We start from the raw sequence: 15318 nt of genomic DNA, 5'->3' as shown, positions 1-15318 counted from the left end.
CTATTTTAGCCAATATCAATGATATCCTTTTCAGCAATTATTGATTTTCTATAGAGTGTGCATTAGAATAATACATAATAATGTAAATATTCCTTATTTTAAACACACTAAATAAGATTAATGTATTTATTTTAAACAATAGGGAAATAAAATAAATACATTAAGTGATATTACACTAAATATTTAAAAAAGTAATTATAAAGAATTTACTTATAAAATAAACATATTAAAAGGTATTAGGGGTGAACAATTTGAAAAGAGTCGATTTAGTTTATAAGACTATTGAGAAACTAGACAAAGGTAATGGGGTAACAACACAGGATATTTGCGATGCTTTAAATATAGAGCGATCAAACATAAGTAAAAATTTAAACAGATTAGTAAAGGAGGAACGACTTTTTAAAAATTCTACAAGACCAGTAAAGTACTATCTCAAAAATCCAAATAACATAGATTTTAATTTAAGATCATCTCTTGATAAACTTTCCTATCTGTATCCATCACTAACTGAAGCAACAAAACTTGCTAAAACTGCTATTTTATATCCTCCAAATGGCATGAATTCTCTAATCATTGGTGAAACTGGATCTGGTAAATCCATGCTTGCAAAACTTATGCACGACTATGCAGTTTCATTTTTTAAAGATAAGGATATTCCTTTTATACATTTTAATTGCTCTGACTACTCAAATAATGTTCAGCTATTAAGCTCACATTTATTTGGTGTAAAGAAAGGCACATTTACTGGAGCTACTGAAGATAGAGCAGGCCTTATTGAAAAAGCGAATGGCGGAATATTATTTTTAGATGAAATACATAACTTACCTGGTGAAGGACAAGAAATGTTATTCTTATTTATGGATACAGGATATTTTAGAAGGTTTGGTGAAGTTTCTAAAAAGATAAAATCATCAGTTAGGATAATATGTGCTACAAATGAAGATATAAGCCAAACATTACTTAGCACATTTTTAAGAAGAATCTCTATAAAGATTAAAATGCCAAACCTTCATGAGAGAAGTCTTGAAGAAAGACTTACTTTAATTGAAACCTTCCTAAAGGAAGAAAGCCACAACTTAAACAGCCCAGTGTATATATCTTATAATGCATTACTTTGCTTCCTATCTTATGATTGTGCATACAATGTAGGACAACTTAAAAATGATATAAAGCTTGCAGTTGCAAATGCATACACTGATTATTTTATAAATAACAAAAAACACATTAAAATAAATAGTCCTGATCTTCCAAAAGAGATAAAACATAAACTATCTAATCCTTTGATTGAAGAAAGAACTGTTTTAGATACATTGGATTCTATAAATAGATACTTTATTTATGATGATAATACTAAAATAACTAGTCATTCATTCCAAAATCAAAAGCATGCAATATTTACAGCTTATAAAAATTTAATTAATAAAAGTGAAATACTAGCTTCAAGTAAAAACTCAATTGCTTCTGATTATAATACTATATTAGAAGAATATTTAGATTGTATAGAAAAGCATTCTGATAATTACAGATATAACTTTTCATATGCAACCTTTGATGAGACAAATGATAAGCTATATGAATTTGATAATAATATAAAAAATTTCTTTAAGGTTAAATTATATGAAACATTATTTAATATTCATATAGACTTAATCTATGATAGACTTAGCCTTATAACGTTAGATACAGTCACTCTTCATAATAGATTGAAGGCACAATTCCCTAAAGAATATAAACTTGCAATATCATATACCAATATAATTGAGGATAATTTAAATCTCTATTTCCCTGCATCTGAATTTATATTAATTATGCTTATATCAATTTATGTAAGTAATAGACAAGCTACTAAAACTGAAGATTAGTATCATAAAAAATAAAATGGAGGCTTCCCTATTTAATTAGATTAGCTTCCACTTTATTTACTAACTTTTATATATTAACTTTATTTAATTGTCTATAATTAATTTTACTACTACCTTAAACAATATAATGTAATAATTTCACATCATTACTTAAATAATTATATATAGTAATCTAATAATTTCATATAATATCCTAAATGTTTTATAGAAAATCTTTAACTAGTTTTCTATTTATATTATCCACTTATTTTAACCATCTTGTCTATATTAAGTGTCTTAGTTATCTCTTCATCACTAAGACTTAATTCTTCTTTTATAACATCTTTAATATTTCTATTAAGTTTAAGTGCTCTCTTTGCAATAAATGCAGCTTTTTCATAACCAAGACTTGGTGCAAAAGCAGTAACTATTCCTATACTCTTCTCTACAAGTTCTTTACATCTTTCTTCATTCGCCTCTATTCCATTTATACAATTTTCAGTTAAAGTATGAACCCCATTAGTTAAAATTCTAATTGATTGGAATACATTTAAGAGTATTATTGGATAAAAAGCATTAAGCTCTAATTGTCCTGAACTTGCAGCAAGTGTTACTGTTGTATCATTACCTATTATTTGAAAAGCTATTTGCTTTAATAGCTCTGGCATTACAGGATTAACTTTTCCAGGCATTATCGAAGAACCATTTTGTTTTGCAGGAAGATTAATTTCTGAAAATCCTGTTCTTGGTCCTGATGACATAAGAATTAAATCTCCTGCTATCTTGCTTAAATTAACTGCACATACCTTTAAATCTGAAGAAAGTGCTGCAATAGTATCCGCATTTTGAGTTGCGTCTATCAAATCTTCAGCTTGAGTTATATTAAGTTCACTTAACACTCTTAAGTTAACTACAACTTTTTTTATATAATCTGGATTTGCATTTATTCCTGTACCTACTGCTGTTCCTCCAAGATTAACTTTTAGTAGCTCTTTTTGTCTTGATTCTAATCTATTTATATCTCTTCTTATAGCTCTACCATATGCAATAAACTCTGAACCTAGGCTTATCGGAACTGCATCTTGCATTTCTGTTCTTCCCATTTTAATTACATCTTCAAACTCTTTCCCTTTATTTAAAAGAGCATTTTCAAAATCTCTTAATTCCTCTAAACAATATTCTAATAAGCCATGACAATTAATAAGTCCAGCTGTTGGAATTACATCATTTGTTGACTGCCCCATATTAACGTGATCATTTGGATGAACTGGATATTGAAGTCCTTTTTCATAACCTAAGATTTCATTTGCAAGATTAGCTAAAACTTCGTTCATATTCATATTAGTTGATGTTCCAGCGCCCCCTTGTATTGGATCTAATATAAATTGATCTATATAATTTCCATTTATAATTTCATCGCAAGCTTTTACTATACCATCTTTAAGTTTATCTTCAAGCTCTCCTACTTCACAATTTGTAATAGCACAAGCCTTCTTAACTAAAGCTAAACTTCTTATAAATGATTCTTCTAAACTCATACCACTTATTCTAAAGTTTTCATGTCCTCTTAAACTTTGAACTCCATAATAAACATCCTTTGGTACCTTTTTGCTTCCAATAGAATCCTTCTCTACTCTAAATTCCATCTTAAAAACCTCCAATATCACTTATGATAAATTTCTCTTATCTATATTTATATTAGTAGCAACTCTCATGCCATATTCTGTGTGAATTCTGTTTTTAAAGCTTTTAAGGGAATTTCTTAAAATATAAATACAGTAGATCTAATTTTATATAAATATCTTCACACTTATTCAGACTATATAATCACACAATATCATTAAACCTTCTAGTATTAATATAAAAAAGTAGTATTCACTACCTTAATGAACACTACTTTTTCTTATAAACTTAATTGTTATATTTTTCTTATTTTATAATATTAACAATCTTAAACCACTGATCTTAATAATCATAAAATCACTTTTATATCAAACCACAAGTATTATACATATGTAATCTAAAATAAAAAAACATGTCTATTAAACATTAATATTTTAATAGACATGTCATTCCAAATTATTTTTGTGGCATTGCAGCCTTTACTTCTATATCTTCTACTCCAATAATCTTAAGAATCTTTTCTGATCTTTCCTTAGTTGATCCAGTTATAGTTTCAAACTTAACATTTTCAGCCTCTAAGAAGCTTAAGATTGCTTTATCTATTGATTGCGCCATTTCTTCATCTTGCCATCTTACTCCATCCTTCGCATATCCAAATTCTCTTGGTACAAAGAATATATAATCATACTTTGGTAAATCTCTTAAGGCTAGTATATATAAATCTTTAAGTATTTCTATTTCTTTTACTGTTCTCTTTTTATCACCTAACATGAATCTACCATATATGTAAGGCACAAAAGTTGCATAGTCTGTTATTGCATAATCAAATTCATTTAAGCTTTCTTCTAGTTGTGCTTGTCCTAAATATATACCATATTGTTCTGCGATAGTTTCTATCATACCTTTATCTCTTAAGTAATCAGTGCTATACTCCGTTGCTACTCCAACATTTAAATCTCTTATTTTTAAATCAACATAAAGTTGTTGTATTAATGTAGTCTTTCCACATCTTGGACCACCTAAGATGGCTATTCTTATCGGCATATAATCTCTCCTTCAAACTAATTATATTACCACCATAAGGTAATATTATTGTTTTTTATATTCTCTAAATTTTGAAAACAAAATCATTATATCAGTTTGACCGACAATTTTCAATAAAATTCGCACTTAGAGGGAGTAGCAAGATATGACAGTTGCTACTCCCTCTAATTATGATTTAAGTAATTTTATATATATTTTCTATATCTAACTATTTATGTTAATTAATTTTGTCTTTTTCCACATCTAAATATTTATCTCTGACGTTTATATCTTATATTTAGATTCTTTTTCTATTAGACAAATTCACCTTTTATAGTTATTCTTCAATAGACTATTTTGAGTTTATCTTCTTATAATATTAATTAGTTAGCTTGAGCATTTTCTTTTGGTTTTTTCTTAACAACAAATACTGCTATAATTAATGAAATTAATGTAAGAACTCCTGATGCAGCAAAAGCAATATTCATTCCGTGTATTTGTGCAAGTTGTGGATTTAATATTCCTGATTTTAAAGCTGCTTTAGTCATTAATGTAACTAATATTGCAGTACCAATTGAACCTGCAACTTGTCTCATTGTATTATTTACAGCAGTTCCGTGTGATAAATCTTCTTTTCTTAATGTGTTTAAACCAGCTGTAGTTAAAGGCATCATAAACATTGACATACCTAAAAGACGAACTGAATATGCAAATGTTATAAGTTCAATCTTTGTATCAGCACCTAAGAATGATAATCCAAATGTACCAGCTGTTAGAAGAGTTAATCCAATTATTGAAAGAAGTCTTGCTCCAAATTTATCAAATAACTTACCAGTTATAGGGTTCATTATTCCCATTATTATTGCACCTGGCATAAGCATAAGTCCTGAATCAAGTGCAGAATATCCTCTTGCCATTTGAATATACATTGGTAAGATTAACTCTGCTGAAACAAGTCCAGCATATGCTATCATTATTATTATTGTTGTATATGTGAATGTCATACTCTTAAATACTCTTAAGTTTAACATTGGCTTCTTGCTTGAAAGTTGTTTCCATGTAAATATAACAAGTGAAACTATACCTAGTATTAATGGAATTAATACTTTTGCATTATCCCATCCATCAGTACCTGCATTACTAAATCCAAGTAATAATCCTCCAAAACCTAAAGTTGATGTAATCACTGATATAATATCTAATTTTATTTTGTTTGATTCTTTTATATTCTTAAGTGCAAAGAAGGCAAATACTAAATCAATAATACATATAGGTGTTATTAAGTGGAATAAATCTCTCCAAGGATGACTATCTACTATAACTCCTGCAAGTGTTGGTCCTATAGCTGGTGCAAAGGCAATTATTATCCCTACAACCCCCATAGCAAATCCTCTTTTTTCCTTTGGGTATATAACTAAAAATACTGTTTGCATAAGTGGCATTATTATACCAGCCCCTGCTGCTTGTATAATTCTAGCTACAAGTAACATATTAAAACTATTAGAAAATCCTCCAAGTATTGTACCTAGCGTGAATAATCCCATTGATGCAAAAAATAATTTTCTAGTTGAAAATCTATCAATTAGATAGGCTGTACATGGAATCATTATTCCAGTAACTAGCATAAATGCTGTTGTAAGCCACTGTCCTGTTGTTGGTGATATATTTAAATCTTTCATTATTGTTGGAAGTGCTGTTGTAATAAGTGTACCATTTAAAAATGATACAAAACCTCCAATTAAAAATACCGCTGATATAAGTATCGGGTTAAATTTTTTCTTTTCTCTTATGTTTTCTTCACTCATAAAATTTTATCCTTTCGTTTTTATTCCATTCCATATATGCTTCAAATAATTAGCATGCTCTTTCAATTCTTCATTATTGCTTATATACATTATTAATGCTTCAATAATTACTTTATTGCTATTCTCCTTTAAACCTTCTAGCTCTAATAAGGTTATTGCTTCTAATACCTTTTCTCTGTCCATTACTGATGATGATGTTACCACTATTGATTTTATTTTTGCTATTTTAAATCTCCACTCTTTTCTTAGATATTCTAAATCCAAATTAAATTTATCATTCTTAGTAAAAGCTTCTGTAATATCTAATGGTATAAGTGGTTTATCTTCTTTGTGTTTATTTATAAGAGCTGTAGTTGAGCTTACTATAAATTTTGCTATATCTCTGTAGTTCCCTGTTGCAATCTCTCTAATTGCAAATATAACTACAAATTCTTTAATCATACCTTTTAAACATAATGTTATATCCCAAACTATTGATTTTATACTTTCTCCATAGGCTTCAATTAATATATCTTTCAATTGATTTGTCATATAAATCTTGTTAGACAAAATTATATTTCTCACACTCTCTTCTTTTTTTATTGATTCATTCTGGGCCATCATCAAAGAAAATTCCCTATCGACTGAAAAATGTTTGAATAATACATATATTTTTTCTTCATACTTCTCCATAGGCGATAGATCTTTGTTAAGATCTACTCCTCCAATAAGTCTCATCATTTGGTTATTAAAAGATTTTATTATCTCAATTAGTATATCTTCTTTAGAGTTAAAGCATTTATAAATTGTAGCTTTTGAAATATTGCATGCTTTAGCAATATCTTGAACAGATGTTGACATATACCCTCTTTTAGAAAATAAATATGTTGCTGTATTGATTATTTCCTCTTTTTTCTCATTAATTAAATCCAACCTATTATCTCCATATTTATAATTTATTTATAAAAACTATACGGTTTTTTAAAGAACTATATAGTTTTCATTATGAGATTATATTACTTTAAACATTTAGAGTCAATTAGTTAGCCGCCTAATTAACACTTAATTCACATCATTTTCATCTAAATTTCTATAATATAAATTAATTGTTTTTAATTTACATTTAGGTCATTTTCTATATTCAACAATTATTTCATATAAAACTACTAATTTATTTTAAAAATGTATTACTCTTTCTTATAAAGCTTCCAAAAGTTCTAACTTTTATATACTTCAAAACAAAAAAAGGAGGAATAACTCCTCCTTTTACACTATCTTACTTTTAAAATTCTCTATTTAACCCATAGATGATTTTATAGTAGTCAATTAATTTTATACTTTACTAATTTAAAAATATTAGGTTTAAATCTAATATTTATATTAAGACTATTAGAACTCTGCTAAGTTAACCTTCTCAATCACGTCTATCACTTTAGAGAATTGAGGTAAATACTTCTTATGTGCAACTAACATATCATTTAATAACTTTCTTCCTCTTATATCATCCCCAACTAGTGGATTAGTTACCATAGCCAAAAGTGCTGTATTGTAATCTCCTGTATAAGCTGCCTCTGCTGCTAATCTTTCAAATGCTTTTATTTGAGATGTTAATCCTTGAGCTGCTATTGGAAGCTCTCCAACTGTCTCAACTGGTACTGGACCATCTTTTGTAATATAACAGCTTACTTCAATTGCTGAATTATCATCAAATTGCTTAAGGGTTCCATTATTCTTTGTATTTACAGCAACTACATTTCTCTTGTCATTATATATGCCATTTATAACATTGCAAGCTACATCTGAGTAATGTGCTCCTCCTCTTTTTGAAAGTTCTTCAGGTTTTACATCTAAATCTTTATTCTTATAAAGTTCAAATAATTTATCTTCAAGTTTCATTACAACTTCTGCTCTTGTTTTGCCTTCTTCATATTCTTTTAATTCATCTGAAAGCATGTCTCTCTTTTTGTAATAGTATCTATGATATGCACATGGCATTACTCCAAATGCTCTTATAAATGCAGCATCCCATCCTAAAGCTTTTATATTTGCCATACTATGCTCGTCTTCTGAGAATATCATCTTTTCAATTACTTCATTACTTACATCTTTTCCATCTAAATAAGCTCTTTCTGCATAAACCATATGATTAAGTCCTGCGAAATCTACTTGTATTCTATCTTTCTCTACTCCTAAGGTTTCTGCAATTGCAAATTCCATTCCTATTGGTACATTACAAACACCAACAACTTTCTTGTGAACTCCATATCTAAGTAATGCTTCTGTCACAATTCCTGCTGGATTTGTGAAGTTTATAAGCCATGCATTTGGACATAGTTCTTTTATATCCTTAGCTATATCTAAAATTACAGGAACTGTTCTTAATGCTTTAAATAATCCACCTGGTCCATTAGTTTCTTGTCCTAAGAATCCATAGCTTAAAGGGATTCTCTCATCTTTAGCTCTTGCTTTTAAAAGACCTACTCTCAATTGAGTTGTTACAAAGTCAGCATCTTTTAACGCTTCTCTTCTATCAAGAGTTAAATGAATTTCCATAGGAACTCCAGCTTTTTCTACCATTCTCTTTGCAAGCGCTCCTACTATTTCAAGTTTCTCTTTTCCATCTTCAATATCAACTAACCAATACTCTGATACTGGCATTTCATCATATCTTTTTAATATTCCTTCTACTAATTCTGGAGTATAGCTTGACCCCCCACCAATAGTTACAATTTTAAGACCTTTTTTACTCATATATTCCACCCACTTTATTAAATTTGCATATAGCATAATATTTTAAACGTTTTCTAAGCTTTATATATAAGAGAAACCTATAAAAGTTTTCTCAAATTATTAAATTAGATTTTATCTGTATAATAATAACGGATACATCTTGATAATGCTTATTTTTAAAATTATTAATCTAAAGTTCCTCTCCATTAGTTTCTATAACTTTCTTGTACCAATAGAAACTATCTTTCTTATATCTCTTCATCTCTTTTTCATCATTTTCATCTCTATCAATATAAACAAATCCATATCTCTTTTGATATCCATTAAGCCAACTTAAAAGATCAGTAAATGACCATGTACAGTATCCAATTAAATCAACACCATCATTTATAGCTTCCTTACATGCTTCTATATGTTTCTTTAAGTACTCAATTCTATATTCATCATGGATTTCTCCATTTTCTAATTTGTCGTATTCTCCTAATCCATTTTCAGTTATAAGTATTGGAAGGTTATACCTACTTGTTATTCTTCTCATACCTATTCTTAAGCCTTCAGGATCAATTTCCCAATCCCAATTTGTAGCTTCAAGATTTGGATTTTTTATTGTTTTAAATACTCCTGGAATTCCAGTGTCTCTAGAGGTTCCTTTTTTACCTGTAGTATTAAATGTACCACTATCATCAACTCCACCTTCTAATGGATTCATTTCAACTGTTGTTGTTTGATAATAGTTAACTCCCATAAAATCAGGAGCCCCTTCTTTAAGAAGTTCCATATCTCCTTCTTCTATAATTGGTTCAAGCCCTATTCTTTCCATGTATCTAAATGCTGCCTTTGGATATTCTCCTCTGCAGTAAACATCAAGCCACCAATTAACATTAATTTCTTCTGCATTTTCCATTGCAAGTACATCTTTTGGTTTACATGAATATGCATAATTAGGTGATAGAGCAAAACTTGGTCCTATCTTACCATCTTTAACATATTCTCTAAATGATTTTATTGCTTTTGCATTAGCTAAACTTGCAATATGGTTTGCTTGTATCATCCTTTTGAAATTTCTTACCTTTGGTGGATGAAGTGCTAATCTATATCCAAGGCCTATAAATATATTTTGTTCATTTAATGTAACCCAGTACTTAACTCTATCTCCAAATCTCTTATATAAAGTTATACAGTAATTATTAAAATCACCTATTATTTCTCTAGACTCCCATCCCTTATAAAGATCTTGAAGGGCTTGTGGTAAATCCCAATGATATATTGTAATTATTGGTTCAATATTATGTCTTATTAATTCATTTATTAAATTATCATAGAATTTTAAACCTTCTTCGTTAACTTCTCCTCTACCCCTTGGGAATATTCTAGTCCAAGAAATAGAAAATCTATAAGCTTTAAGTCCCATATCAGCCATAAGCTTAACATCTTCCTTATATCTATTATAATGGTCTACTGCTACATTACCATTTGTATTCTTAAAAGTATTCCCTGGTACTTTAACATATTCATCCCATATGGAAGGTCCTTTTCCATCTACATCATGTGCACCTTCAACTTGATATGCTGCTGATGCTGATCCCCATAAAAAATCTTCTTTAAACCCATCTAACTTTTCATAAAGCATACTTATTACCTCCAGCTATCTTCTCATCCGCTTTTATACCCTAATTATATTTTTAAAGGTTTACTAAGTAAATGCTATTATACTCTTAAAAAACATGTACCATCATTAAATAATATGTTTTATACATAAAACACCCTGTTACAGGTTAACCATTCTTTTTCCTATATCTTCAATCATATATAAAACAGGAATTTGAGTTGTTGCTTCATGGGTTCCTCTCTTCTGTTGTGGAACATAGTATGCAAGCTTTATGTCTGAAAAATTTGCTATAGTACAGTTTTTACTATTTGTAATAGATATTATTTTTCCTCCTGCACTTTTCATTCTATTTATATGCGCTATAGCACTTGGGTTCTCTCCTGATACTGAGAATACAAATGTTACACTTCCTTCTGCATATATCCCTTCGGTAGGATAATATGGATCTGTTATTGAAAGAGAGAATTTCCCAAGACCTGCAAAATATCTAGATGCATAGCTTGCCATAGCCCCTGAACTTCCAACGCCAACACAAAATACGTACTTAGCCTCCTTAAGTGCAACTGCAGCTTCTTCTAAATCATTTTTAAAATTATCATTATTAGCTCTATTTAAAAATTCTATTATTATACTTTTATCATCCTTTATATTTATATTTTCATTTTCTTCTAAAAACATTTTTAATTTAATTTTAAATTCAGAAAACCCTTCACAACCAAATTTTTTACAAAATCTAAGTATCGTAGTCGTTGATACATGAGCTTCATCTGCAAGTTCCCTTATTCTCATATAAATTACAGTATTTTTATTTTTCATTATGTAATCATAAACACCAAACTCTAAATCATTAAGACTTTTTATTTCATTAACATCAAACATAAATAACTCTCCTTTTATTCTTTTCTTAAAAACTACCATATTTATTCCTATTCTAATACAAATATCCTTATAGTAAAATAATTAAATTTTTATAATTCATGTATTAATATATTTAAATTACAAAAACTATTTTTGTAGGAGGCGATATAAATTGAATAAGAATAAGAAGCATAAAATCGGTGATATATCTAGTGCTACAAGAGTTCATGAAGAGTACTCAAACGTATATCTTCCTGATGAAAGAACAGGCTACCATCCTAATGATGAGGATCTAGTAAGTAAAGCTCCAAATGGTGATATTACACCTATTCCTAATCCTGCTACTGATCCTATAGTATGTAATAATATCTCATGGCCAGAATTTGACTATACTCAAAGTATGTTTGATGAAATGAATGACTTTGAGGATGCAACAGGAATAAATAGAGATATGCAAGATAATAAATAATTGAGTGTCCTGTATAAACTAAAATAACTAAATTAAGCGTCAAAAAAAGAGAGTTCAATATTTAAAATAAGAATATTGAACTCTCTTTCTGTATTAAACCATTAATAATTTAGAATTTAGCTAATTTACTTCCCATATAATATAAAACAAAACATAGAGAATTTATAACTAAAAATAAATTAATATTACTTTACATATCACATACTATAAAACAAGACCCAGTCTTTAATAGATTGGGTCTTAAATTTATAATTACTTTTTAAATTAATTATCTAGTTTCTAAGAATGCTACTAGGTTATTAACAGTTGCCATATCTGATCTTTCTAGATCTGTTGGTTGAAGTTTTATTCCTAGTCTTTCTTCTATTTGTAATAATACTTCTATTATTGCAAGTGAATCTAAAAGTCCAGCTTCAAATAAATTTAATTCTAAGTCATCTCTTATTTCGTCGCATCCAGTTACTTCTTCAAAAATTTCTATTACTTGTTCTTGCATTTTCCTCTATCTCCCTTATATTTAAATCTAATTCTTTAAAACTATCTATCTTCTATTTTATCTATAAAATCTTTTTTTTCTATAAAGTTTATATAAAATTTACATAAATTTATTTTAAGCAATTATTAAGCTTTAAATTTTACTTAACTATGTGGAAGTATCCTGAGAATATTAATAAACCAAAACATGCTATGTGGAATGTTATTATTATCTGTATAACTTGGAACCATTTTTCTTTCTTATGAGCTTTATAGAATTTTGATTTCTTTTGATAGATATCAGTTAATACTAAAGCTATACCTTGGTAAATACCATAAACTATGTAATACCAAGTTAATCCATGCCAAAATCCCATTGTAAGCATTGTGATAATTTGTGCAACATGAGCTGCTGTAGCTCTATTTTTAAATCTCTTCTTTCTCATTGAGCTGATTACAAACCTTGAAAATATGTAATCTCCAAACCATCTTGAAAGTGATATATGCCATCTTGTCCAAAACTCTTTCATATCTTTACTTATGAATGGTTTATCAAAGTTATCTGGTGCCTTTATTCCAAATATATAACTTGTACCAACAGCAAAAAGGCTGTATCCTCCAAAGTCAAAGAATAAGTATAAACTATAAGCATACATATAACTTAAAGCTCTTAAAAATGTCATATGGTCTGTATGAATTTTAGTAAGCCATAAAGTATTTATGATAAATGCTATAACAAACTTATATCCAACACCCATAATTATTTTCTTAATACCTGGCATTAAATAATCATTTATATATTCATCTTTTGGTATTTTCTTTTCTAAATCTTTTTCAAATCTTCTTGATCTATCAATAGGTCCTGAACTTAATGTTGGGAAGAATAATATAAAGTAAAAGAATGTACTAGGTTTTACTTCTGTTATTGCTCCATCATATATTTCTATAACCATTTGAATAGCTCTAAAGTTTAAATAAGATATTCCTATAAATCCTATTATCCCAATTTTTGCGTGAGGGAATAATACATTAAAATGTGGTGATAGTTTATTTATTATTACTGGAAGCATTGATGCAAACAGGAATAATCTATATACAAGTTTGCTCTCTGTTCTCCTTCTAACAAACAAGTAACCATAAACTATAAGTGTTTCCCATATAATAAATATACATAGGAATTTAAAATGCACATTTATTCCAACTATAAGGAATATCATAAATGCAGTTGCAATCATTCCATATATTTTTATCTTTTTTCCACATAAACCTAAAACTATCGCAGGAATTGCAGTTAATAGGAGTATATATAGATAAAAATAATCTCCATATTGTGAAAAAGTCATTACATTTCCTCCATAAGTTTCTTTCTATCTATTTTTCCGTTTACGTTTGTTGGGAACTTATCTATTATCTTAATGCTTCTTGGTATCATGTATCCTGGTATGAATTTTTCTAATCCCTTTTTGATCATCATACCATTTTTCAAATTGCTTAAATCATTCTTTTCCTTAAGTTCTACTATTCCTTGAAGATAAGCAATTTTTTCATCCTTGTATATAGGAAGAACTACTGCATTTCTTATATTATCAACTTTTCTTAAGTTGTTTTCTATATCTTCAATTTCTATTCTGAATCCATTAAGCTTTATTTGGAAATCTTTTCTTCCACAGTAATATATTTTCTCATCTAATATATAAGCCATATCCCCTGTTTTATATGCTCTAAACTTCTCTCCGTTAAAGTCATCATAATAAAACACTTCATTAGTCTTTTCTTCATTATTAAAGTAACCCTTTGAAACTGATTTACCTATTATTACAACTTCTCCTTTTTCGCCATCTTTAACGTCTTGTCCGTTTTCGTCAACAATTCTAATTCTTGTTGTCTCCATAACTGTTCCAACTGGAAGACTCTTTTCATCTTCAAGCATTTCTACAGTTATATCATTAGCACTTATTCCAACTGTTGCTTCTGTTGGTCCGTATCCATTTACTATTCTAGTACTCGGGAATCTTTCCATAAGCTCTTTTGAAAGGTTCTTTGGAAGAACTTCCCCTATAAATATCATTGCTTCTAGATTCTCTAGCATTTCACTGTTAAAGCTTACTTCTGTTACACAAACTCCAGCAAATGATGGTGTTGATACCCAAATATTCATCTTTGACTCGTCTAATTGCTTAAATAACTCTTTGTAGTCTGCTAAAGTCTTCTTTGATAATGAGAATAATGTAGCACCATGAGTTAATCCTGGATATATAGTTGTTACTGAAAGGTCAAATGAATATGCCGCTTGGTTCATTATAACTTTTTCGCTTCCATCAATGTTTAAGTATTCACTTATCCATTCAACGAAATTATCTATATTGTTGCTACTTATTTGTACTCCTTTTGGCTTTCCTGTACTTCCTGAAGTAAATAATATATATGCATTCTCGTTATCCTTTACCCATGCCTCTTCCATTATTACTTCATCTTTATAGTCTTCAATTATTCTTTCAAGTTCTTCTTGATTAATTACTTTAACATCTTCTCCGAAGACTTCTTTTTCTAAATTACTAAAATTAAATACTACCTTAGGTTTAACTTCTTCTGTTACGTTTAGTACTCTATCTAATGGGAAACTTATGTCTAGCGGTACATAGGCTCTTCCTGATTTTAATGCTCCTATCATACAAGCCATTATTAAATTATCTTTATTTCCGTATATAACTATAGGAGTATTATCATTATGATTTTCTTTTAAATATGCTCCTATACTTTCTGAAAATCGATCTAAATCTGTATATGTTAATTCTTCTCCATCACATTTTAAAGCTATTCTATTAGTCTTAGCATACTTTTTAATTCCTCTGATTATTTCCATATTAATATCCTCCTAAGTTAAAATTCATTATAGATAAATGGTAT

The 15318-nt window shown here is 28.6% G+C and carries 12 protein-coding genes; 2 read left to right on the top strand and 10 right to left on the bottom strand.

All coding sequences use genetic code 11. From position 1 onward, the window contains the following. Positions 1 to 251 precede the first annotated feature (251 nt). Positions 252 to 1862, top strand: a complete 1611-nt coding sequence (locus K5V21_RS00400) for a sigma 54-interacting transcriptional regulator (RefSeq protein ID WP_221858251.1) — start codon at positions 252 to 254, stop codon at positions 1860 to 1862. A 236-nt stretch (positions 1863 to 2098) separates the two neighbouring features. On the opposite strand, the gene K5V21_RS00395 is transcribed toward K5V21_RS00400, so the two are convergent. From K5V21_RS00395 to K5V21_RS00365, 7 genes are all read right to left on the bottom strand, one after another. Beyond that, positions 2099 to 3487: an aspartate ammonia-lyase gene (locus K5V21_RS00395; protein ID WP_221858250.1), complete on the bottom strand. Its 1389-nt coding sequence runs from the start codon at positions 3485 to 3487 to the stop codon at positions 2099 to 2101. A 433-nt stretch (positions 3488 to 3920) separates the two neighbouring features. After that, a complete protein-coding gene (locus K5V21_RS00390) occupies positions 3921 to 4508 on the bottom strand; it encodes an AAA family ATPase (RefSeq protein WP_221858249.1) in 588 nt (195 codons plus the stop codon). 362 nt (positions 4509 to 4870) lie between these two features. After that, positions 4871 to 6292, bottom strand: coding sequence for an MDR family MFS transporter (locus K5V21_RS00385; RefSeq protein WP_221858248.1), 1422 nt, complete (start codon positions 6290 to 6292; stop codon positions 4871 to 4873). Positions 6293 to 6298: 6 nt separating this feature from the next. Next, the gene (locus K5V21_RS00380) at positions 6299 to 7204 is read right to left on the bottom strand and encodes a TetR/AcrR family transcriptional regulator (protein ID WP_221858247.1); all 906 of its coding nucleotides are present in this window, start codon (positions 7202 to 7204) and stop codon (positions 6299 to 6301) included. A gap of 456 nt (positions 7205 to 7660) precedes the next feature. Next, a complete protein-coding gene (locus tag K5V21_RS00375; RefSeq protein WP_221858246.1) occupies positions 7661 to 9022 on the bottom strand; it encodes a 6-phospho-beta-glucosidase in 1362 nt (453 codons plus the stop codon). A 169-nt stretch (positions 9023 to 9191) separates the two neighbouring features. After that, positions 9192 to 10631 (bottom strand): glycoside hydrolase family 1 protein, encoded by a 1440-nt coding sequence (locus K5V21_RS00370; RefSeq protein WP_221858245.1) that lies wholly within the window; start codon positions 10629 to 10631, stop codon positions 9192 to 9194. A gap of 138 nt (positions 10632 to 10769) precedes the next feature. After that, a complete protein-coding gene (locus tag K5V21_RS00365; RefSeq protein ID WP_221858244.1) occupies positions 10770 to 11489 on the bottom strand; it encodes a MurR/RpiR family transcriptional regulator in 720 nt (239 codons plus the stop codon). A 151-nt stretch (positions 11490 to 11640) separates the two neighbouring features. On the opposite strand from K5V21_RS00365, the gene K5V21_RS00360 reads away from it, so the two are divergent. Next, complete coding sequence (locus K5V21_RS00360) at positions 11641 to 11937, top strand: hypothetical protein (protein WP_245000591.1); 297 nt, start codon at positions 11641 to 11643, stop codon at positions 11935 to 11937. 268 nt (positions 11938 to 12205) lie between these two features. On the opposite strand, the gene dltC is transcribed toward K5V21_RS00360, so the two are convergent. From dltC to dltA, 3 genes are all read right to left on the bottom strand, one after another. Next, positions 12206 to 12433: a D-alanine--poly(phosphoribitol) ligase subunit DltC gene (gene dltC / locus K5V21_RS00355; RefSeq protein WP_204593141.1), complete on the bottom strand. Its 228-nt coding sequence runs from the start codon at positions 12431 to 12433 to the stop codon at positions 12206 to 12208. Between the two features lie 139 nt (positions 12434 to 12572). Beyond that, positions 12573 to 13754 (bottom strand): D-alanyl-lipoteichoic acid biosynthesis protein DltB, encoded by a 1182-nt coding sequence (gene dltB / locus K5V21_RS00350; protein WP_221858243.1) that lies wholly within the window; start codon positions 13752 to 13754, stop codon positions 12573 to 12575. Then, positions 13754 to 15274: a D-alanine--poly(phosphoribitol) ligase subunit DltA gene (gene dltA, locus K5V21_RS00345; RefSeq protein WP_221858242.1), complete on the bottom strand. Its 1521-nt coding sequence runs from the start codon at positions 15272 to 15274 to the stop codon at positions 13754 to 13756. The genes dltB and dltA overlap by 1 nt, the downstream gene beginning before the upstream one ends. Positions 15275 to 15318 lie beyond the last annotated feature (44 nt).

The organism is Clostridium sardiniense (assembly GCF_019753795.1).
GTDB classification, from domain to species: Bacteria; Bacillota; Clostridia; order Clostridiales; family Clostridiaceae; genus Clostridium; species Clostridium sardiniense.
This window is presented reverse-complemented; position numbering and strand designations above follow the sequence as displayed.